We start from the raw sequence: 20,250 nt of genomic DNA, 5'->3' as shown, positions 1-20,250 counted from the left end.
GAAGAGCCCGCAGGACGCGGTCGCGGCGGTGTTGCCGCGCCTGGAAGGCGCATTCGCGATCGCGATCATGTTCCGCGATTATCCGGATCTGCTGATCGGCGCGCGCATGGGGGCGCCGCTGACGGTCGGCTATGGCGAGGGCGAGACCTATCTCGGCTCCGACGCGCTGGCGCTTGCGCCGCTGACGCAGCGGATTGCTTACCTCAACGAAGGCGACTGGGCGGTGATCACGCGCGAAGGCGCCACCATCTACGACCGCGCCAACAATGAAGTTCAGCGGCCGGTGGTGAACTCCGGCGCCTCCTCGGCCGCGGTCGAGAAGGGCAACCACCGCCACTATATGCAGAAGGAGATTTTCGAGCAGCCGCTCGTGGTCGCCCAGACCCTGCAATCCTATGTCCGCGCCTATGAGCAGGAAGTTGCGCTCCCCGATATGGAGTTCAGCTTCGCCGACGTGCCCCGCATCACCATCGTCGCCTGCGGCACCAGCTTCTATGCTGGCATGGTCGCCAAATACTGGCTCGAGCAGTTCGCGCGCGTTCCGGTCGAACTCGATATCGCGTCCGAATTCCGCTACCGGAAGCCGGTGCTGGAGGATGGCGGCATGGCGCTCTTCATCTCCCAGTCCGGAGAGACCGCCGATACGCTCGCCGCGCTTCGCCACGCCCGCGAGCAGGGGCAGAAGATCGCCGTCGTCGTCAACGTCCCCACCAGTTCTATGGCGCGGGAGGCCGACCTTCTCCTCCCCACCCGCGCCGGTCCCGAAATCGGCGTGGCCTCGACCAAGGCCTTCACCTGCCAGCTCGCCGTTCTCGCCGCCCTCGCCACCAAAGTCGCACGCGACAAAGGCGTAATGAGCGAGGAGGAAGAGCGCGAGATCGTGGCCCATCTGAACGAAGCGCCTGCCGCCATGAACCGCGCCCTCAACCATGACGACGAAATCCAGCGCTTAGCCCCCTTCATCGCCAAGGCGCGCGACGTCCTCTACCTCGGCCGCGGGCCCGATTATCCGATGGCGATGGAAGGCGCGCTGAAGCTGAAGGAGATCAGCTACATCCACGCCGAAGGCTATGCCGCCGGCGAGATGAAGCATGGCCCCATCGCCCTGATCGACGAGCACGTCCCGATCATCGTCATCGCGCCTTCAGGCCCGCTCTTCGACAAGACCGTGTCGAACATGCAGGAAGTCCAGGCCCGCGGCGGCAAGGTGATCCTCATCTCCGATGCCGAAGGCCTTGCCCACGCCAGCGAAGGCACGGTCGCCACGATCGAGATGCCGAACGTCCACCCCCTCATCGCACCGATGGTCTACGCGGTCCCGGTCCAACTCCTCGCCTACCACGTGGCGGTGGCGAAAGGCACGGATGTGGATCAACCACGCAACCTCGCCAAATCGGTTACGGTGGAGTGATTTCGAGCCGGTCCGGCTGAATTGATAGTGTAATTGCAACCACTTCCCTGTATTCTGAGTCGCGAGGGGCGGGAGAGTGGCATGGGTTTCGGCCAGCCGTTGAGGCGCGACCGCGCGGATTACCGCGAAGATTATGTCGAAAGTTACTGGCGTGACGGCTTCGCGATTATCCGCGGGCTGTTCAGCCCTGACGAAATTGTCGAAATCGGTGCGGCCGCGGACCAGGTCCATGCCGAAGGCGCGGCGCACGGCCGCAGCTTCCGGCACGGCAATCTCTTCTACAACGTAGCCTCAGGACCCGGCGGTGAGCCGCTGGTGCGGATGGCGCAGTGGATGTCCTATCACCAGCCGGTGCTGAACGCCGTTCGGCTCGACCGGCGCATCGCCGCGATCCTCGATCCGCTGATCGGGCCGAACCTCAAGCAGATCATCAACCAGATCCATTGGAAGGCGCCTGGCCCGTCCAACGATTTCGCCTGGCATCAGGACTCCCGCTTCCGCGAGCCGCGCGAGGCGTTCCGAAATCTCGGCACTTCCTATGTGCAGACTGGCCTCGCCATCGATCCGCATACGCCAACCTCGGGTTGCCTTCGGGTCGTTCCTGGCAGCCATTTGCGCGGCAGCCTTGACCTCGACTGCTCAGGCGAAGTGCTCGGTAATGCGATGAGCGACGAGACGCTGAGGGCTGTGGGCCTTCCGCCTGCGGACGTTATCGAGCTTGTGATGGCGCCGGGCGACTTCGCGCTCTGGAGCCCCTATCTCGTCCACGGCTCAGGGGAGAACAAGGAGCAGCACCGCCGCCGCTTCTACATCAACGGCTATGTCCGCGCGGCCGATTGCGACCGGGGCGAATGGGCATTCCGCGGCCAGCCAGTGCCCTTCGGCCCCAAGCAGGCGCTTGTCCATTACGAGGCGCTCCGCGAGCGCCCCGAACCCCACTACCCTAGCTAGTCCGCAATGCTTCGCCGGCTTCCGTACAGGAAGTAGATCGCGAGGCCGACGACATGCGCGATCAGGAAGTAGATCTGCGTCGTCTGCGGCAGGCTGTAGAATAGGTAGGCGCAGCCCAGGATCGCGACGAGCCCCACTACCCACGGCAGCGGCGTCTTGAACTTGCGCGGCGCATTGGGCTCGCGGCGGCGCATGATCAGCATGCAGACCGCGACTGCGATGAAGGCAGTGAGGGTGCCGGCATTGGCGAGCGCCGCCAGCTCGTCGAGCGGGATCAGCCCGGCGAGGATGGCGACGATCACCGCGGTGAAGAGGGTGATGCGGACCGGCGAGCCGCGCCCCGATACCTTCGCCAGCGAAGGCGGCAGCAGGCGGTCGCGCGCCATGACGAAGAAGATGCGGCTCTGGCCGTAGAAGAAGGCGAGGATCACTGTTGGGAGCGCGATCACCGCGGACGCGCCGAGGAAGCGCGCCGCCCAATCCTGATCGAGCTCGCGAAGAATGAGCGCCAGCGGCTCCGGGCTGTTGGCGAAGCGGGTATAGGCGAGCGCGCCGATCGCAGCGGCCGCAACCGCCATGTAGATGACGACGCAGGCGAGCATCGATCCAACAATGCCGATAGAAAGATCGCGCCCGGGGTTTTTGGTTTCCTCGGCGGCGGTCGCGATCGCGTCGAAACCGTAGAAGGCGAAGAAGATGATCGCCGCTGCGGCCATCACTCCTACCTCGGCTCCCGGCGCTCCGCTCTTGGAGAAGCCGTAGGGCATGAACGGCTCGAAGTTGGCCGCATTGAAGTAAGGCATGGCCACCGCGACGAAGACGATCAGGGCAACGATCTTCACGAGAACGAGGATGGCGTTCAGCGTCGCGCTTTCCTTCGTGCCGACAATCAGGAGTCCTGCCACCACGGCAATGATGAAGACGGCGGGCAGATTGACGATGCCGCCAAGCTGCGGCCCGGCGATTAACGCGGGCGGAAGCCCCGCCCCGATGCTTTCCATGAAGCCGGCTGCATAGCCGGACCAGCCGACCGCGACGGCGCTCACCACCAGCGAATATTCGAGGATGAGGCTCCAGCCGACGATCCAGGCGATCAGCTCCCCAATCACTACATAGCTATAGGTATAGGCGCTGCCCGATGCGGGGATCATCGTCGCCATTTCTGCATAAGCCAGAGCGGCCGCGGCGCAGATGATGCCTGCGATGGCGAAAGAGAGGATGACGGCAGGACCGGCCTTGGCCGCGCCGACGCCGGTCAGGGTCAGAATGCCCGTGCCGACGATGGCGCCGACGCCGAGGGCGATGAGGTGCGGCCAGGAGAGTGTCTGCTTCAGCCGGTGCTCGGGCGCCATCTCTTCGGCCGAGACCACCCGCTTCTTCGCCATCAAATTCATGCCCGCCCCCTTCGTTCTTGTTCTTAATAGTCCCTCGATACCCGCACATTGACGCCTTGGCGGCCAATGGTCGAGAGGGTTCCTAGGATCGACAGCCAGCGCGTGATCTGAAATTCGAGCTGGGTCGCCGAATAGCCGCGCGCGTCGGTCACCACCTCCACATAGACTTGGCGGCCGAGATACTTGCCGGCCGCAATGGCGGTGCCCTGTCCGGTGACGATATCTGCCGGAAGAATGCGGAGGCGATCGAGGCCTACCGCGCCGCGAAGCGCATTGATCGGGTCGAGCCCGGTGCCGCCATTGTTGAGCGCGGCAACTGCGGCGGCAAGCTGCAGCGCCTCGGGTGCGGAAAGATTGGTGATCGACGTGCCGAAGAGGAGGCGGCTCAGAAGCTCGTCCTCCGGCAGCGCAGGCGTGCTCGAGAAGCTGATTTCCGGCCGCTGCCCGCGCCCGGTGACGCGGATCACCGCGTTGAGTCCGCGCACGCCGCCTTCGGCGGTGATGTCGAGGATCGGGTTCGGCGGGGATTCGCCCTGGAAGCGGATGATGCCCCGTTCAAGGTCGAAGCGACGGCCTGCGAAATCATAGGTTCCGCGCACCAGCTCGGCATCGCCTCTGATCCGCGGCTCGGTGACGGTGCCCCCGATGTCGAGATCGGCGCTCCACTCGCTGTTGATGCCGAGGCCGGTGACGGTGAGGCCGCGGGCCGCGCGTACCTTGAGATTGTAACGCCATGGGCTTGCCGCGCGCGGCGGCGCGCCTTCGTCGGCCGGACGGTTGAGCTCTCGGACGTTGAGGCGCGGAACCTGTGCGGCCGCCGTCGCGCTGCCCAGCCGGAAGCTGCCGCTGATCAGCTGCACGTCGCCCGAGATGGTGCCGCCCGAACCGTCGGACTTGATCGAGATCGGACCCGTCACCTGCGCCTTCAGATCGTCGCGGTCGACGATCTGGGCCGCGCCCGTGTCTATGGAAAGATCCATGCCGTAGCCGTTCGCTGCCGCGAGATCGAAGCTACCGCGCCCCGAGACGGTGCCGCCACGCCCGGTTGCGCCCGCAAAGCTGTCCACCACCAGCCGCGATCCGTTGAAGCGCCCGCTCGCCCGCACATTCTGGATGACGGTGCCGACGACGGGGCTTTCGATCCGCGCCTGATCGGTGCGGACGGAGCCGATGATCTGCGGATTGTCTAGCGTACCCCGCGCATCGAGGCCGATCGCGGCGGGGCCGCTGATGTCGATGAACTCCTGCCCCGTCAGCCGCCAGAGCGTATCGGCCGGGCCGTTATAGCGAAGCTGCGCGAAGAGCGGAGCCCGCGACAGCCGGTCCCAAAGGTCGCCGCCGCCCGTTATCGGCGAGATACGCGCCTGCGCCCGGCCGACGGTCCGGCCCTCGCTGACCGCGACGGCGCGCATGGCCGCGTTTCCGCCGACCAGCCTTGCCGCAATGCCGACATCCACTGGCTTCGAGGAGAGGACGAGGCCGGAGCGGGTGAGCCCGCGGATGCGGAGGTTCATGTCGCCCGTGGGGTTCGTCCCATCTTCCGGGGCCCGATAGTTGAGCGTGCCGGACGCGATGCCGCCGAGCCCCAGGCGGGGGTAGGCAATATCCAGCACTGTGAGCGGCATTTGGTCGAGCCGCGCCTGCACTTCCGTCGCCGAACCGCCGAAGAGGCCGGAGACGCTTGCCCGCCCGCCGGCGAAAGTGAGGCTGGTCGGCGCAAGGCGCCAGCCGCCTTCCTCCTTGGTGAACACGGCAGGCTGGGTGAGCTGGATCGGCCGCCGGTCGACCGTGCCGCCGCCGGTGAGGCGGATGCGGCCCGGCGCGATGTCGGCGATCGTGCGGAAGACGAAGGCACGGCCTCGGGTTCCCGCGAGATTGGCCGTCACCTGCCCCGTCCCGCCGCGAAGGTTCGCCTGCGCGTCGATGCTGGCAATGGTGAGGCCGCCGCGCTGCAGCCCCCGCGCTGACAGCGAGCCGCGCACCGAGGTTCCGGCCGGATCGAGCAGCACCACGCCCTGCACGCGGCCACGGCGGATGGTGATCGGCGGCGGCCCGGCGAAGCTCGCATCCTGCGCCGTCAGATCGACCTGGATGCGCTGCATATTGTTCACCGGATCGAACAGCAGTCGGCCGCTGAGGCCTCCGCCCGCGACATCGAGGCTGCCGGTGAAGCCGCCCGGATCGGACCGGAGATTGCCAGAGGCCGTGCTTCCGGAAACGTTGATCGCCGCCACCCGGATCAGGGCGGGCTCGTTGGCCGGCAGCAGGATCAAACCGTTCGACGTGAACGGCCCGAGGTGCGAGATGCCTTCGGCGCGGTAGCTGAAGCCCTCCCGCGTCGGATCGAGATTGAGGAGCACGTTCCGGAGCCCCAGCGCCTCGTTCGGCCGTTGCAGGCGAATGTTGAGCTTAGGCCGCGCGATATTGCCGTCCAGCACCATGGCGAACGGGCCGTACTGCGCCTGATTGCCGGAGCCTTCGAAATGAAATGTGCCGTCGCGCCGGCGATAACCGTTGCCGGCGAGGCGGATGGACGGCGCTACCAGCCTCAAGTTGCGGAAGTGCAGCACGCCATCGGAGCCCCGGACCAGCCCCGTCTCTATGCGCGGCAGCCCGCCAGCCAACGAAGCGAGGAAACGATTGTCCAGCCGCCTCACCCAGGCGCGGCCGGTGCCAGTCACCAATGTGCCGCGCCCGTTCGGCCCCGGCACGACCTTCAGTTCGCTCGTCACGTCGACGATGCCGAGGCCGGGAATGAGATAGCGTGTGAGACCGCCGGACAGCACCACATTGTAGCGGCCGGTGACGAGGTCCACGAGGAGGCCGAGCCGGCCCTTCAGCTTGTCCGACGTGAGGCTGAGCCCCTCCCCGGTCAGCAGCCGCTTGGTGACCTTGAGGTTCCCCTGCACGCGAAGGTTGGCGAGGATGCCGCCGGCGACGTCGCCCACGCCCGTGACGCGCCGCGCGAGGAACAGCAAAGGCACCGTTGCGGGCTCCTTCGACAGCCGCCCTCGACCTTCCGCGCGCACATCTTCGAAGCCGGCCTGGTCGAAAGCCACACGCGGCGAGGTGATGCGGTAGGCGAAGTTGGCGCGGTCGAAGCGGCCGTTCAGAAGCAGCGACAGCCGCACCCGCGTGCCGGTCATATTCGGGAACAAAGCCGGCGGGCGGAGCAGGTCCGCGCCGATCCGCACGTCGTCGAAGCGGCTCCCGGCAAGATCGAGAGCGCCGACCGTCTCCACCCGGAGCGCGGCCGAGCGGAGCGACAGCCGGCCGTCAAGAACACGGTCCTCCAACGTCGCATTGCCGTTCACCAGCACGCGCGGTGCGCTGAGCCGCTGCAGCTTCCCGGCGAGGAATTGCGACGGGGCGAGCGCTCCCGAGAGACTGTAGCGGCCATTTTCCGCAGTGAGCGCAAGGTCAGCGGTACGGCGGCCGGAAAGGTTGAGCCTTGCGGTACCCGTCCAGCGCGCCCAGCTGCCGTCGCCCTTCACCTCAAGGTCGATGGGCCGCCTTGTGCCGACGATCGCGCCTGCAACGCTGTCCTGCGGCGCGCGGAGCCGGACGTCGAGGTCGAAGCGGTTCCGATCCGGCTCGGCATCCAGCAGCAGCGCGATCTCGTCGCCGCCACCCCGCACCTTCGCCTTCAGGTCGACGAGTGCGCGGCCGGCACGGATGTCGGCTTCGCCAGTGAGGCTCGCCACCCGCTCCTTCCCCGTCACCGCCTTGCCGATGCGGATCTGCTTGATGTCGACGCGGCCGATATGGATGTCGAAGCCGGGCAGGATCGGCTGCGGCTCCTCGCTCGGGATCAGCTTCGGCAATCGGTCGAGATAGACGAGGTCCGACTTCAGGTCGTTGATGACGAGCCGGTTGGTGATCCAGGCGAGCGGCTGCCAATCCACCTCCATGTACGGGATTTCCGCGAACTGCCCCTGCGGATCGAACAGGCGTACGTTGCGAAACTTGGTGTCGCCGTAGATCGATCCGTCGATCCGACCGATGACGATGCGAAGGCCGGATCGCGGCGCGAGGTCAGCGATTTTGTCGGCGATGAAGCGATGGCCAGGCGCCGTGTCGAGAAAGGCGAGGAACGCCGCCGCCCCGAGGAACAGGGCAAGCGCCAGACCGATCAGCCCCTTGGTCAAAAGCGAGAAAGGCCGCACCCGCCGGCGCACGATCACGGTTTCCGCCGCCGGCTCCTCGATCGGCAGCGCCTCGTTCATCAGAATGCCTGGCCCAGCGACACGTAGACGGCCACGCGCGGATCGCCGCTCCGCCGGTTCAGCGGCGTTCCCACATCGACGCGGATCGGGCCGAAGCGCGTATGGTACCGGACGCCAACACCGACGCCGAAGCGCAGGTCGCCGATGTCCGGTAAGGACGAGGTGTAGATGTTGCCCGCGTCAAGGAACGGCACAATGCCGAGCGCACCGTCAAACAGGCTGGTCCGCACCCGCGCCTCGATCGAGAATTCGGCAAGGCTCCGGCCGCCGATCGGATCGTCGAAAATCGGATCGCGCGGCCCCAGCCGCTGGAAGCCGTAGCCCCGCACCGATCCGCCGCCGCCCGCATAGAAGCGCCGCGATGGGGCGATACGATCGCGGTTCTCGCCGACGATGCTGCCGAGCCTGACGCGGCCCGCCATCACCACATTATCGGTAACCGGATGATAGGCGCTGCCGTCGACCTGCGCCTTGCCGTAGCCGAAGAAGCCGCCCTGAAGCGTCGCTTCCGGCGAGAAGCGGCCGGAAAGGCGGAAGCCCTCCGTGGGATCGAGCAGGTCGTTTGACCCGTCATAGGAAAGGAAGGCGGGCAGCGCCCCGATCAGGAAAGTGCGGTCGCGCGTAGTGCCGCTGGCCACATCGACATCCGTTTCATCGGACGCGATCAGCTCGGCGCCGAAACCCCAAGACCATTTCTTCTGCCAGATGAGGTTCGACTGCCGCTCGATCCCGGCGCTGAGCTGGAATGTGTTCGCCTCATAGGCGTCGCGCTCGATATGTCCGGCCGAGACGGTCGCGGTCAGCACCCGGTCGCGGCGGCCGAAATTGTTGCGGCGGAGATTGGCGGCGATGAGCTGTTCGCGCGTACCGGCGACGGCACGCAAGGTGACGGCGCCTTCGGGCGGAAGTAGGTTCCGGTGCTGCCAGCTCCCCTCCAGCCGGAAGCCCTCCCCGGTGCCGTAACCTAGCTCGCCGGCGATAGTCCGAAGCGGCGCAGGCTCCAGCGCCACGGCGAGATCGACGATGTCGGTGCCCGCCCGCGCGACCGGGCGGATGTCGACGCTCGACACCAGCCCCGTCGCCACTAGCGCCCGGCGGAGGTCGTCGATCCTCTCCGTGCGGTAGGGCTCGCCTTGGTCGAAGCGGGCGATTGTCTCGATGTGACTGGCGCTGAACAGCCTTTGCCCCTCGACCACCACGCGGCCGAAGCGGCGCGCGCCCTGCGGGCGGACGGGAAGCTCCAGCGTCGCCGTACGAGTCTCATGGTCGACCGCGATGTCCAGCGCGCCGACATCGGCGAAGACATAGCCGCGCCGGCCGAGTTCCGCCCGAAGCGCCGCCTCGCCTGCCGTCACGGCCGCCGCATTGACCGGCGCGTTCGCCTCCACCCCGAATGCGTCGCGGAGCGCCGCTTCATTCTCGCCCGCCGCTTCGATGCCCGGCAGCCGCACCTCGGCAAAGCGGTAGATCGGCCCCGGCTCCGCCTCCAGCACCACCTGCACTGGCCCCGCCGACGCAGCCTCGACCCGCGTCGTCACCGCCGCATCATAATAGCCATAGGCGCGGAGCAACTCGGCAAGAAGGTCCGCATCCTCGCGGGCGCGGCGGTCGATCTGCGCAGCGTTGGCGGGATCGCCTTTGTTCGCCTCCAACGTCGAGAGCTGCAGGAACTGCTCGGTAATCCCCGCCGCTTCGATGCCTTCCAATCCCTGGAAATAGACGCGGTAGCTCCGCTCCCCGGCCGCTTCGGCGATGTTCGTGTCAGGAGCGGTCGCGATCTGCTGGTCGGCCTCTTCCTCGAGATCGGGCCATTCGACGCCGAGATCGGGCAACGGATCGAGCGGCGCCGAGGGGTCGAGCGGCTGGTTCAGCTCCTCGAACGGCTCGGCGTCCTGCGCTTTCACTTTTTCCGGGCCGAGGAATAGGGCAGCGGCGGCCAGCGCGGCCGCAACATGCCGCCCCGCAGCGACTTGTACCATGAGGCAAATCTAGCGGCGCAACCTGTACGCCGCCAGAACAGAGTTTCCGTTGCTTTCCTAGTGGATAGCGGTGACGTCGCCTTCGCCCGCTATCAGCGCTACCGCCCGCTCCGCCTGCCGCCACCGGCAGAAGGAGAAGACATTGCCGAGCTCGCGCCCCTTTTCCGCCCGCGCCGCGGCCTCGTCGGCGGCATAGGTACCGAAATCTTCAATGAGGGCGGTCGCGTCGGCATAAGCGGCGCGGTCGGCGATCGGATGATGCACGGGGAAGATCCTGCTGGAGTGGTGAATGACCCCTTAGGCATCGAAATCTTTAGATTTGCCGCACCCGAATGCTTAACGGCCGTTTCACCACGACTGGCGCGGCGCCTGACAAGCTGGCAATGGCGGCACATGAACGGCACGCGCACCCCCAAATCCGGCGGCTTCCTCCTCGCCGTCGCCATCATCGGCGGCGTCGTAATTGGCGGCCTCATGGGCCAGCCGAGCATCGGCTTCCTCGCCGGTGTCGGCGTCGGCCTGCTCGCCCTCCTTGCCGTCTGGCTGCTCGACCGGCGCTAACGTCATTCCCGCGAAAGCGGGAATTCAGCTAATCTTACAGTCCCGCCAATTCGTCGAAGCGATCGAGCCAATCCGGGTTCTGCTCCTCGATCAGCTGGATCTTCCATTCTCTGCGCCACTTCTTGATCGCCTTCTCGCGAGCAATGGCCGCTTCTCTGCTGTCATTCGGCTCCGCGTAGACGAGCAGGGTCGCGCCGTAGCGCCGCGCAAATTCCGATCCGGAGCCTTCGCGATGCTGCCACACCCGCCTCGGCAGTTGGGCGGTGACGCCTGTGTAAATCGTGCCGCGATAGCGGTTCGCCAGCATGTAGACCCAGCCGCCGCGCATCAGGAAAGCTGGATTCCCGCTTTCGCGGGAATGACGAAGAAGCAAGCCCTCACAGCTTCCGGCCGCACCAGACGACGCGGCCCACGATCTCGATCGAAGAGAGCTTGCAGGCGGGCCAGCTTGGGTAAGCGTCATTGTCGCTGCGGATGGTGACCGTCTTGCCTGACGGATCGGGCGCGAGGCGCTTCACCATCAGTACCTCCTCCCGCCGCAGCACGTAGATGCCGTCGCGGAGGCGCTCGGCGGCGTCGGCGCGGTCCACCAGGATCTCGTCGCTGTCGGTGAGGGTCGGCGCCATCGAATCTCCCTCCACCCGGATGATCGACAATTGGCTGCCGTCGCCCGCCACCAGCCGCCGCAGCCATTTGCGGTCGAAGGCAATGTGGGACCGCGCCTCTTCGTCGCCCGGAAGCGCACCCGGGCCCGCAGAGGCGCCGACGTCCAGCTGCGGCACCGTCACGTGCGGATCGGCCGCGCCGGCCTGCTGTCCGACTTCGGGCGCGCCAAGCATCCGCTCCGGCACGTCGAAGTAGCGGGCGAGGATGCGGCGGTCTTCCTCGGCAAGGCGCTTCGGCGTTCCACGCCGGATGAACTGCTGGATGTAGGCAGCATTGCGGCCGATCAGGCGCGAGAGGCTGGCATAATCCTCCCCCCGCTCCTCAATCAGGCGCTCGAGCGCCCTCCGTGCATCGGCTTCAGCCATTTCGGACCCATAGCATAGGAAACTTCCTAGACAAATAGGAAATTGCTTACGACTTTGAACATATCAGGAACAGAGTCGAGTCGTGGAGTCCCGATATGCATCTTCTTCGCCGCATCGAGCGCCATCTGAGACAAAGCGGGATGCCGCCAACAAAGTTCGGGCGCGAAGCCGTTCGCGACCCCCGCTTCGTGTTCGATCTCAGGAACGGCCGCGAGCCGCGGTCCAGCACGTCGGTGCGCGTCGCCGCCTATCTCGATCGGCTGGAGGGGCGGCCATGAAGGATGCGACCAGCGAACTCGTTCGCGCACTCCTTGGTGTGACCTCTGTGACCTTCGGACTGGAAAAGGCGCGGAGCCGGCCGTGGCTCAGCGCGACCTTCACCGGGGTGCGGCACGAACTCTCCTTCATGCTGAACGGGCCGGCCGCCGAGGCGGAGGCGGACGTATTCCTTGATGGACTTGAAGAGCGGGAGTTCGCTTTGCGCGGCCATGTCCTTGCTGACATAGGGCTCGTGTCGCGGAGCAGCGTCGACGGAGGCGGCGTTCGGATCGCGCTCGAGGCGCTAACCGTCGAGAATTGCTGACACAGGAACGAAGCGCCGCTGCGGGGAGTAGTCTCCGCCATGCTTTGCTACGTCGACGACCGCCTTATCCCCGGCATCACCCGCAAGCGCCGCGGCCGATACTTCCAGTATTTCGGGCCGGACGGGGAGCGGATAGGGGACCGTGAGGAGATCGAGCGGCTGAACGCCATCGGCCTTCCGCCCGCTTACGAGCGCTGCTGGTTCTGCCCCGACGAGAGCGGCCATATCCAGGCGATCGGCTATGACGCGAAGGGTCGGAAGCAATACCGTTACCACCCCGATTTCCGCGCCGGGCAGGAAACGCAGAAATACGAACGGCTGGCGGAGTTCGGCCGCGCGCTGCCGAAGCTCAGGAAGCAGGTGGAGAAGGATCTGGCGGGGCGGAAGCTCAGTCTCGACACGGTCGTCGCCGCCGTGATCCGCCTGATTGACGAAACTCATATGCGCGTCGGCAGCGAGGAATATGCGAAGGAGAATAAGAGCTTCGGCGCGACCACGCTCCGCAACCGCCACGCCAAGGTCGAAGGGCAGAAGCTGAAGCTGAGCTATACCGGCAAGCACGGCATCCGCCGAACGGTTACGGTGAGCGACGCCCGGCTCGCCCGCATCGCCAAGCGGACGCAGGAGCTGCCCGGCCAGCAGCTCTTCGCGTTCCTCAATGATGCGGGCGAGCCGACGCCGGTCACCTCCAGCGACGTCAACGCCTATTTGAAGCGCGTGATGGGGGAAGATTTCACCGCCAAGGATTTCCGCACCTGGGGCGCCAGCGTGCTCGCCTTCGAAGAGATTGCCCGCCGCGCCGAGAGCGCCAAGCGGATACGCCTCAAAAGCGTGATCGAACCCGTCGCCGAAGCGCTCGGCAACACGGCCGCGGTCGCGCGAAAATCCTATGTGCACCCGGCGCTGATCGAGGCGCTTAAGGATGCCGGCGCGATCGGCGAGCGCAAGCTTCCCCGCACCACCCAGCACCTCAGCTCCGCCGAACGCGGCCTCATCGAATTCCTTGAGGCGCTGCCGAAGGAAGAGGCAAAGCTGGACGCAAAGGCCGAAGCTAGGGCAAAGGCGAAGGGCAAGCCGAAACGGCAGGCGAAGAAGGAAGTGATCGCCGAGGAACAGGCGAAGCAGAAAGCGGAATTGGCTTGATGGGAAATGCCACGGGGGCGGCAGCCAAAAGCAATATGAACCTTTCGGAAAAGACCGCGGCCCTCGCGGAGGAGACGACGCACTGGCTGTCGGCCAACGCGGTCGACATCCTGATTGCGGCAGCGGTCGGCGTCGGCATCGCCCTGATCCTGCTCGCCATACGCAGCCTCGGCTGCAAGGTGCTGCGGCGGGGCGCCGCGCCGTCCAAGTTCCGGACCATCCTTGCCCGGATGCTGTCGAAGACGACGCTCTTCTTCATCGTCATGGCGGCGGCCATGCTCGTCGCCGACAATGCGGAGACGCCGCCGCGGCTGATGCGGCTCATCGAGATATTGTTCGTCGTCGCGGCTTCGTTCCAGGCGGCGATCTGGGCGCGCGAGCTGGTGATCGGCTTCATCGAGCACCGCGTCGGACCGGGAGAGGAGCAGAGCACGCTCGGCTCCGCGATCGGCATCATTCGCCTGCTGGTGACGGTGGCTTTGTTCGCCATCGCCATCATCCTCATCCTATCGAACCTGGGGGTGAACGTCACCGGCCTCGTCGCGGGTCTCGGCATCGGTGGCATCGCCATCGGCCTCGCCGCGCAGGGCATCTTCTCGGACCTGTTCGCGGCGCTTGCGATCATTCTCGACCGACCTTTCCGCCGCGGCGACACGATCACCTTCGGAAGCCCGCCGGCCACCGGCACTGTCGAGCAGATCGGCCTCAAGACCACCCGCGTCCGCGCCCTCAGCGGCGAGGAAGTGGTGATTTCGAACACCAAGCTCCTCGAACAGCAGCTTCAGAACTGGACCGAGCTTCGCCGCCGCCGCGCGCTCATGACCTTCGGCATCGTCTATCAGACCCGGCCGGAATTGGTCGCGCGCATCCCGATGGAGATGAAGGAGATCGTCGAAGCGCAGCCGCTCGCGACGTTCGACCGCTGCCACGCCTTCCAGTTCGCGCCTTCCTCGATCGACTTCGAGCTGATCTTCTTCGTCGAAAGCGCAGACATGGTCGATTTCATGGCGACGCGGCAGGCGGTCATGCTCGGCATGCTCACGCGTTTTGCGGAGCTGGAGGTCAGCTTCGCCTATCCGACCCAGACCACCTTCACTGCCGCGCCCGACGGCACGCTGGTCATGCCCTATGCCACCCACATCCATGCGGATGCGGGCGGATCACAGGCCGACATCGTCCAACGATAGCAGGGTGGCGTTGCCGCCCGAGCTGGTCGTGTCGGTCGAGGTCACCCGCTCGGCGCAGAAGCGCGGGAGGTAGTGCGGGCCGCCGGCTTTCGGGCCGGTGCCGCTGAGGCCCTCGCCGCCGAACGGCTGGGAGCCCACGATAGCGCCGATCATCGAGCGGTTGACGTAGAGATTGCCGACGGTGGCGAGGTCCTCCACCGCATCTGCCGCACGCGCGATGCGGCTGTGGAGGCCCATGGTGAGGCCGAAGCCTGACTTGTTCACCCGCGCCACGGTTTCGCCGAGCTGTCCCGCCTTCCAGGTGGTGACGTGGAGGAGCGGCCCGAACCATTCGCGGTCCACAGCCTCGATACCGTCGACGCGGATCAGGGTCGGCGGCACGAACAGCCCCTCCTCCGGCGCCGGGATCGTCTTCAGCCAGCTATTCTGCATCGCGGCGCGGCGGCCCATCAGCCGGTCATAGGCCCCCTTGTCGATCACCGGCCCTACATCGGTCTTGGGATCGGCCGGATCGCCGACCACCAGCGCGTCCATAGCCCCGCCCAGCATCTCAAGCGTGCGGTCGGCAATCTCTTCCTGAAGCAGCAGCACGCGAAGCGCCGAGCAGCGCTGGCCAGCCGAGCGGAAGGAGGAGGTGACGACGTCCGCCACCACCTGCTCAGGGAGCGCGGTGGAATCGACGATCATCGCATTTATGCCGCCCGTCTCGGCGATGAGCGGCACGATCGGGCGGTCATCATCTTCGAGCAGGGTGCGCGCGATGCGCTTGGCCGTGGCGGTGGAGCCCGTGAAGGCAACGCCCGCAATCCGCACATCCGCGGTCAGCGCGGCGCCGATCTCAGGCCCGCCCGGGGCGAGGATAACCGCATCCTCAGGGACGCCTGCACTATGGGCTAGGCCGACCGCAAAGGCGGCGATCTCCGGCGTCTGCGGCGCGGGTTTGGCGACGACGGTGTTGCCGGTGACCAGCGCCGCCGTCACCTGGCCGAGGAAGATGGCGAGCGGGAAATTCCAGGGCGCGATGCAGACCCAGGCGCCGCGTCCTTCCATGCGGAGCATGTTGCGCTCGCCCGTAGGGCCCGGAAGCTCGATTGGGTGCAGGCCCTTCCGCGCCTGATCAGCATAATAGCGGCAGAAATCGACCGCTTCCCGCACCTCGCCAAGCGCGTCGGGAATGGTCTTGAAGGCTTCCTGCACCGCCAGCGCCATCAACGTGTCGCGCTCGCGCTCCAGCAGACCAGCCAACCGGTCGAGGCAGGCGGCACGCTCCTCGACGCTGCGCGACGCCCAAGCCGGGAAAGCGGCCAGCGCGCGGCTCACCGCATCCTTCGCCATCGCTTCCGCGGCTGGCGACGGATGCGCCGGCTGCGGGTAATTGCCTTCGCGGTCCTTCTTCGGAAGGAAGGGAAGCGGCGTCTGCACGGCCTTAGCGACGCGGCCGAGCTCGCGCCGGTCGTTGAGGTCGATGCCCTCGCTGTTCTTCCGGTCAGCCCCGAACAGATCCTGCGGCAGCGGGATTGCCGGATGGCGCGTCCCGCCCACCGCCGCAATCTTCTTTACTGGATCGGCGAGGATCTCTGCGTCGGTCATTGTCTCGTCGGCAAGCTGGTGAACGAAGCTCGAATTAGCCCCATTCTCGAGCAACCGCCGGACAAGATAGGCGAGCAGATCGCGGTGGCCACCCACGGGCGCATAGATGCGGGTGTGATAGCCCTCCTCGCGCACCAGGGTCTCGTACAGCCCCTCGCCCATGCCGTGGAGGCGCTGGAATTCGAAGTCGCGGGTGTCTCCCGCCCATTCGAGGATGGTGGCGACGGTCAAAGCATTATGCGTCGCAAAGGCGGGATAGATGTTCTTGGCGGCAAGCATGTCGCGGGCGCAGGCGAGGTAGGACACGTCGGTCGCCGCCTTCCGCGTGAACAGCGGATAATCGGAAAGCCCCTGCTCCTGCGCGTGCTTGATCTCGCTGTCCCAATAGGCGCCTTTGACAAGCCGCGCGGCGATGCGGCGGCCGGTCCGCTCGCCGATGGCGTTGGCCCAGGCCACCGTCGGCCGCGCGCGCTTGCCATAGGCCTGGATCGCCATACCCAGCCCATCCCAGCCTTTTAGCGCCGGAAGCCCCGCAACCTTCTCGATGATGTCGAGGCTCATTTCGAGCCGCTCGGTCTCCTCCGCATCGATCGTGAAGGCGATGCCGAAGCTCTTCGCCAGCGTCGCCAGCGCCTCGACCTGCTCGGTCAGCGAAGACACGCAGCGATCGTACTGCGCGACCTCATACCGCGGATGGAGCGCCGACAGTTTGACCGAGATCGAATGCCCCTCTGCCGCCACCTGGCCGACGGCGCGGATCGCATCCTCGTAGCTTCGATAATAGCGTTCCGCGTCGGGGAAGGTGCGGGCCGCTTCGCCCAGCATGTCGAAGCTTGCCGTGAAGCCGCGGTTCTCGCGTTTCCGCATGCGGCCAATCGCTTCATCGATGGTGCGGCCCATGACGAAGATCTCGCCCATCATCCGCATCGCCGCGCCGACCGCCTGCCGGACGAAAGGCTCGCCCGCCCGCGCGATGAGGCGCTTCAACACGCTTGCCTGCTCCGTCTCGCTTACGAGCGCACGGCCGATGACGAGGCCCCAGGTGGCAGAGTTCACCAGGGTCGAGTGCGACTTGCCCTTGTGCGCCTTCCAGTCGGCATTGCCGAGTTTGTCGGCGATCAGTTGGTCCGCCGTTTCCGGGTCCGGCACGCGCAGGAACGCCTCCGCCAGCGACAGCAAAGCGATGCCTTCCGACGTGTTCAGCCGATATTCCTGCAGGAACTGGTTCACCCAGCCGGACGACTGCGCCGTGCGAAGTTCGGCCAGCATGCCGAGTGCCCTATTCTCCACCCGCCGCCGCGATTCGGGAGAGAGCTCAGCGTCCTTCAGAAGAGGCTTCAAAACCTCCGGCTCCGGTGCCCGGTGAAGCCGCGCGATTTCCGCACGTGCCGTTGCCGTAGCGTCCGCCATTTAGATACTCCCGAAAGGCTTGAACCCTGCCGCGACGCGGCTTTACAGCCGCCACTAGCGAAGAGGGGAATTCAATGCCAGTCGCCAGCCTCGACGACATCAGGACGAAGGTCGGCAGCGAGATCGGCGTCTCCCCCTGGATTGAGATCAGCCAGGGTCACATAAACACCTTCGCCGACGTGACGGGCGATCACCAGTTCATCCATGTCGATCCGGCCGCCGCCGCGCAGACCCCGTTCGGCGGCACCGTGGCGCACGGCTTCCTCACCCTCTCGCTGCTGAGCCAGATGGCGGCGTCCGTCATGTATGTGCCCGAGACGCTGAAGATGGCGGTCAATTACGGTTTTGAGAAGGTTCGCTTCATTGCGCCAGTACGCACCGGAAAACGGGTGCGCGGCCGCTTCACGCTTGCATCGATGGAGGAGAAGAAGCCCGGCCAGTGGCAATTCCTCCACAACGTCACCGTCGAAATCGAGGGCGAGGAGCGCCCCGCCCTTACCGCCGACTGGATCGGCCTTATCTTCACCTAATCCCCCAAGGAGTTTTCCCAATGGCCACCCGCGAAGCCGTCATCGTTTCCACCGCCCGCACGCCGATCGGCAAAGCCTATCGCGGCGCGTTCAACGCCACGCCCTCCCCCACCCTCGCCAGCTTCGCGATCAAGGCGGCGGTGGAGCGCGCGAGGATCGATCCAGCCGAAGTCGACGACGTGATCATGGGGGCGGCGCTTCAGCAGGGCGTTCAGACCACGATCGGCCGCACCGCCGCGCTCCGCTCTGGCCTTCCGGTGACCGTCGCCGGGATGTCGATCGACCGCCAATGCGCGTCGGGCCTGATGGCGATCGCAACCGCGGCCAAGCAGATCGTCGTCGACCGGATGGACGTGATGGTCGCGGGCGGCGTCGAAAGCATCAGCCTCGTCCAGACCCCTGAAATGCGCCTTGGGCCGGACCCGGAGCTGCTGTCGCTGCACAACGGCGTCTACATGCCCATGATCAACACCGCCGAAGTGGTCGGCAAGCGGTACTCGGTCAGCCGCGAGCGGCAGGACGAATATGCGCTTCGCTCGCAGCAGCTGACCGCCAAGGCGCAGGCCGAGGGCAAGTTCGATGACGAGATCGTGCCTGTCACCGCCAAAATGATGGTGAAGGACAAGGTGACGGGCGAAACCTCAATGAAGGAGGTGACGCTCGCCAAGGACGAGGGCAACCGGCCGGACACCACGCTTGAGGGCCTGCGCTCGTTGCAGCCAGTGATGGGGCCGGATGCGATGATCACCGCAGGCAATGCCAGCCAGCTGTCCGACGGCGCTTCGGCTTGCGTGCTGATGGAAGCCGGGCTTGCCGCCGAACGTGGCCTGACGCCGCTGGGTCGCTATCTCGGCATGGCCGTCGCCGGCACCGAGCCCGACGAAATGGGCATCGGCCCCGTCTTCGCCGTTCCGAAGCTGTTGAAGCGCTTCGGCCTCACCGTCGCTGACATCGACCTCTGGGAGCTCAATGAGGCTTTTGCGGTGCAGGTGCTCTACTGCCAGGACCAGCTCGGCATTCCGGACGAGAAGATGAACGTCAACGGCGGCTCGATCTCGATCGGCCACCCTTACGGCATGTCCGGCGCCCGCATGACCGGACACGTCCTCCTCGAAGGCAAGCGCCGCGGCGCCCGCTACGTGGTCGTGACCATGTGCGTCGGCGGCGGCATGGGCGCGGCTGGCCTGTTCGAGGTGCTGTGATGGGAAAGGTGGAAGGCGGCTGCCATTGCGGCGTGGTGCGGTTCGAGGCGGAGGTCGAAACTACGTCCGGCATCGAATGCAATTGCTCTTATTGTTCGAAGGCGGCGCCTCTGCTCGCCTTCACGACTGCCGACAAGTTTGAGGTCACAGCGGGGCAGCAGCGCCTCACCGACTACCGCTTCAACAAGCAGGTGATTGCGCACCTCTTCTGCTCCGCCTGCGGCATTTCCGCCTTCGGCACCGGAAGAGGCCCCGACGGCACCGAAATGGCGGCGATCAACCTTCGCTGCGTGGACGGCATTGATCTCCAAGCCGTCCAGCGTCAGCCGTTCAACGGCGCCGCGCTCTGAAAAAAAAGGGTCCCGTCTCTCTCGCGCACCGCATCCGCGTCGATGCGCATGCGGCCTGGCTGTCGGCGCGGGACCCTCGCACGCCCTGGTACGCACGCGCGTTCGGGCTACTGGTCACCGCTTATGCGCTGTCGCCGATCGATCTCATTCCGGACTTCATTCCGGTGCTCGGCCTGCTCGACGACGCGATCTTTATTCCGGCGGGTATCTGGCTGTTCGTGAAGATGCTGCCGCCCGGCCTCTTCGAGGAGCATCGCGCCACCGCCGCAGCCGCGGCGGAGCGGCCTGGCTCCGCGTGGGGCGCGGTCATCGTCCTGCTGATCTGGCTACTCGCCGCCCTGCTCGTCGCGCGCCTGTTCGGCTTATGGTTCGATTGAGGCAACCCGGGCAGCCCTCCACCGTTTAGCCCTCGAAACGAGGGAGAGAGTCATGCCCGTATCCAACCTTACGCTCGTCGAGCGGATCGCGCGCGTCCTTGCCGGGCGCGAGCTCAGCATCAATGCCGAAGGCGACGATCCGTCGGCCGGGCCAAGCGTGGACGAGGTCTGGCACGAATATACGGGCGATGCGCTCGCCATCCTCCGCACCATGCGAGAGCCGGATCAGGTGATGGCCGCGGCCGGCGACCCGGACGTTTGGGAACGGATGGTCGAGGCGGCGCTCAACGTCGAGCGCGCGGTCGAGGGCGCGGGCAGCGCCTGA

19 protein-coding genes are annotated in these 20,250 nt (G+C 66.2%); 12 read left to right on the top strand and 7 right to left on the bottom strand.

The features are described from left to right. Positions 1–1,411, top strand: a 1,411-nt coding sequence (gene glmS / locus VGD10_RS01645; protein ID WP_331039047.1) for a glutamine--fructose-6-phosphate transaminase (isomerizing), incomplete at its 5' end; no start/stop codon positions are given. Positions 1,412–1,492: 81 nt separating this feature from the next. Next, a complete protein-coding gene (locus VGD10_RS01640; protein WP_331039046.1) occupies positions 1,493–2,362 on the top strand; it encodes a phytanoyl-CoA dioxygenase family protein in 870 nt (289 codons plus the stop codon). On the opposite strand, the gene VGD10_RS01635 is transcribed toward VGD10_RS01640, so the two are convergent. From VGD10_RS01635 to VGD10_RS01620, 4 genes are read right to left on the bottom strand one after another with little or no spacing between them, the layout of a single operon-like run. Next, entirely contained in the window at positions 2,359–3,756 is a 1,398-nt protein-coding gene (locus VGD10_RS01635) for an amino acid permease (protein WP_331039045.1), read from the bottom strand. The two genes, VGD10_RS01640 and VGD10_RS01635, sit on opposite strands and share 4 nt — an antisense overlap. A 23-nt stretch (positions 3,757–3,779) precedes the next feature. Then, positions 3,780–7,982, bottom strand: coding sequence for a translocation/assembly module TamB domain-containing protein (locus tag VGD10_RS01630; protein WP_331039044.1), 4,203 nt, complete (start codon positions 7,980–7,982; stop codon positions 3,780–3,782). Then, positions 7,982–9,961 carry an autotransporter assembly complex protein TamA gene (locus VGD10_RS01625; RefSeq protein ID WP_331039043.1) on the bottom strand — a complete coding sequence of 660 codons (1,980 nt, stop codon included), beginning with the start codon at positions 9,959–9,961 and terminating at the stop codon, positions 7,982–7,984. Before VGD10_RS01625 ends, VGD10_RS01630 begins: the two co-directional genes overlap by 1 nt. A 57-nt stretch (positions 9,962–10,018) precedes the next feature. Further along, entirely contained in the window at positions 10,019–10,225 is a 207-nt protein-coding gene (locus VGD10_RS01620; protein ID WP_331039042.1) for a hypothetical protein, read from the bottom strand. A gap of 129 nt (positions 10,226–10,354) precedes the next feature. Here VGD10_RS01620 and VGD10_RS01615 point away from each other — a divergent pair, with 129 nt between their 5' ends. Then, positions 10,355–10,522, top strand: a complete 168-nt coding sequence (locus tag VGD10_RS01615; protein ID WP_331039041.1) for a hypothetical protein — start codon at positions 10,355–10,357, stop codon at positions 10,520–10,522. A gap of 34 nt (positions 10,523–10,556) precedes the next feature. Here VGD10_RS01615 and VGD10_RS01610 read toward each other — a convergent pair whose 3' ends face one another. Together VGD10_RS01610 and VGD10_RS01605 are read right to left on the bottom strand one after the other, a co-directional pair. Continuing rightward, positions 10,557–10,850, bottom strand: a complete 294-nt coding sequence (locus tag VGD10_RS01610) for a GIY-YIG nuclease family protein (RefSeq protein WP_331039040.1) — start codon at positions 10,848–10,850, stop codon at positions 10,557–10,559. 49 nt (positions 10,851–10,899) lie between these two features. Next, positions 10,900–11,553 carry a S24 family peptidase gene (locus VGD10_RS01605; protein ID WP_331039039.1) on the bottom strand — a complete coding sequence of 218 codons (654 nt, stop codon included), beginning with the start codon at positions 11,551–11,553 and terminating at the stop codon, positions 10,900–10,902. 95 nt (positions 11,554–11,648) lie between these two features. On the opposite strand from VGD10_RS01605, the gene VGD10_RS01600 reads away from it, so the two are divergent. From VGD10_RS01600 to VGD10_RS01585, 4 genes are read left to right on the top strand one after another with little or no spacing between them, the layout of a single operon-like run. Beyond that, positions 11,649–11,831, top strand: a complete 183-nt coding sequence (locus tag VGD10_RS01600; RefSeq protein ID WP_331039038.1) for a hypothetical protein — start codon at positions 11,649–11,651, stop codon at positions 11,829–11,831. Beyond that, the gene (locus tag VGD10_RS01595; protein ID WP_331039037.1) at positions 11,828–12,136 is read left to right on the top strand and encodes a hypothetical protein; all 309 of its coding nucleotides are present in this window, start codon (positions 11,828–11,830) and stop codon (positions 12,134–12,136) included. Before VGD10_RS01600 ends, VGD10_RS01595 begins: the two co-directional genes overlap by 4 nt. Positions 12,137–12,175: 39 nt before the next feature. Then, a complete protein-coding gene (locus tag VGD10_RS01590) occupies positions 12,176–13,279 on the top strand; it encodes a DNA topoisomerase IB (RefSeq protein WP_331039036.1) in 1,104 nt (367 codons plus the stop codon). A 35-nt stretch (positions 13,280–13,314) separates the two neighbouring features. Then, entirely contained in the window at positions 13,315–14,466 is a 1,152-nt protein-coding gene (locus tag VGD10_RS01585) for a mechanosensitive ion channel family protein (protein WP_331039035.1), read from the top strand. On the opposite strand, the gene putA is transcribed toward VGD10_RS01585, so the two are convergent. After that, complete coding sequence (gene putA / locus VGD10_RS01580) at positions 14,440–17,466, bottom strand: bifunctional proline dehydrogenase/L-glutamate gamma-semialdehyde dehydrogenase PutA (RefSeq protein ID WP_331039034.1); 3,027 nt, start codon at positions 17,464–17,466, stop codon at positions 14,440–14,442. The genes VGD10_RS01585 and putA overlap by 27 nt on opposite strands. Before the next feature lie 74 nt (positions 17,467–17,540). Here putA and VGD10_RS01575 point away from each other — a divergent pair, with 74 nt between their 5' ends. From VGD10_RS01575 to VGD10_RS01555, 5 genes are read left to right on the top strand one after another with little or no spacing between them, the layout of a single operon-like run. Then, the gene (locus tag VGD10_RS01575) at positions 17,541–17,996 is read left to right on the top strand and encodes a MaoC family dehydratase (protein ID WP_331039033.1); all 456 of its coding nucleotides are present in this window, start codon (positions 17,541–17,543) and stop codon (positions 17,994–17,996) included. 20 nt (positions 17,997–18,016) lie between these two features. Beyond that, the gene (locus tag VGD10_RS01570; RefSeq protein ID WP_331039032.1) at positions 18,017–19,198 is read left to right on the top strand and encodes an acetyl-CoA C-acyltransferase; all 1,182 of its coding nucleotides are present in this window, start codon (positions 18,017–18,019) and stop codon (positions 19,196–19,198) included. Then, a complete protein-coding gene (locus VGD10_RS01565) occupies positions 19,198–19,548 on the top strand; it encodes a GFA family protein (RefSeq protein ID WP_331039031.1) in 351 nt (116 codons plus the stop codon). Before VGD10_RS01570 ends, VGD10_RS01565 begins: the two co-directional genes overlap by 1 nt. Next, positions 19,545–19,925: a YkvA family protein gene (locus VGD10_RS01560; protein ID WP_331039051.1), complete on the top strand. Its 381-nt coding sequence runs from the start codon at positions 19,545–19,547 to the stop codon at positions 19,923–19,925. The genes VGD10_RS01565 and VGD10_RS01560 overlap by 4 nt, the downstream gene beginning before the upstream one ends. Before the next feature lie 52 nt (positions 19,926–19,977). Further along, the gene (locus VGD10_RS01555; RefSeq protein ID WP_331039030.1) at positions 19,978–20,250 is read left to right on the top strand and encodes a hypothetical protein; all 273 of its coding nucleotides are present in this window, start codon (positions 19,978–19,980) and stop codon (positions 20,248–20,250) included.

This window comes from Allosphingosinicella sp., from assembly GCF_036402135.1.
Classification (GTDB): domain Bacteria; phylum Pseudomonadota; class Alphaproteobacteria; order Sphingomonadales; family Sphingomonadaceae; genus Allosphingosinicella.
The sequence above is the reverse complement of the archived record's forward strand: the minus strand, read 5'-3'. Positions and strand labels throughout refer to the sequence as shown.

Bases quoted from the DNA above. Each gene is read 5' to 3' on its own strand.
- VGD10_RS01615 (WP_331039041.1), top strand. From the start codon at position 10,355: ATGAACGGCACGCGCACCCCCAAATCCGGCGGCTTCCTCCTCGCCGTC.
- VGD10_RS01600 (WP_331039038.1), top strand. From the start codon at position 11,649: ATGCATCTTCTTCGCCGCATCGAGCGCCATCTGAGACAAAGCGGGATG.
- VGD10_RS01625 (WP_331039043.1), bottom strand. From the start codon at position 9,961: ATGGTACAAGTCGCTGCGGGGCGGCATGTTGCGGCCGCGCTGGCCGCC.
- VGD10_RS01585 (WP_331039035.1), top strand. From the start codon at position 13,315: ATGAACCTTTCGGAAAAGACCGCGGCCCTCGCGGAGGAGACGACGCAC.
- putA (WP_331039034.1), bottom strand. From the start codon at position 17,466: ATGGCGGACGCTACGGCAACGGCACGTGCGGAAATCGCGCGGCTTCAC.
- VGD10_RS01595 (WP_331039037.1), top strand. From the start codon at position 11,828: ATGAAGGATGCGACCAGCGAACTCGTTCGCGCACTCCTTGGTGTGACC.
- VGD10_RS01555 (WP_331039030.1), top strand. From the start codon at position 19,978: ATGCCCGTATCCAACCTTACGCTCGTCGAGCGGATCGCGCGCGTCCTT.
- VGD10_RS01640 (WP_331039046.1), top strand. From the start codon at position 1,493: ATGGGTTTCGGCCAGCCGTTGAGGCGCGACCGCGCGGATTACCGCGAA.
- VGD10_RS01570 (WP_331039032.1), top strand. From the start codon at position 18,017: ATGGCCACCCGCGAAGCCGTCATCGTTTCCACCGCCCGCACGCCGATC.
- VGD10_RS01565 (WP_331039031.1), top strand. From the start codon at position 19,198: ATGGGAAAGGTGGAAGGCGGCTGCCATTGCGGCGTGGTGCGGTTCGAG.
- VGD10_RS01590 (WP_331039036.1), top strand. From the start codon at position 12,176: ATGCTTTGCTACGTCGACGACCGCCTTATCCCCGGCATCACCCGCAAG.
- VGD10_RS01630 (WP_331039044.1), bottom strand. From the start codon at position 7,982: ATGAACGAGGCGCTGCCGATCGAGGAGCCGGCGGCGGAAACCGTGATC.
- VGD10_RS01575 (WP_331039033.1), top strand. From the start codon at position 17,541: ATGCCAGTCGCCAGCCTCGACGACATCAGGACGAAGGTCGGCAGCGAG.
- VGD10_RS01610 (WP_331039040.1), bottom strand. From the start codon at position 10,850: ATGCGCGGCGGCTGGGTCTACATGCTGGCGAACCGCTATCGCGGCACG.
- VGD10_RS01635 (WP_331039045.1), bottom strand. From the start codon at position 3,756: ATGAATTTGATGGCGAAGAAGCGGGTGGTCTCGGCCGAAGAGATGGCG.
- VGD10_RS01605 (WP_331039039.1), bottom strand. From the start codon at position 11,553: ATGGCTGAAGCCGATGCACGGAGGGCGCTCGAGCGCCTGATTGAGGAG.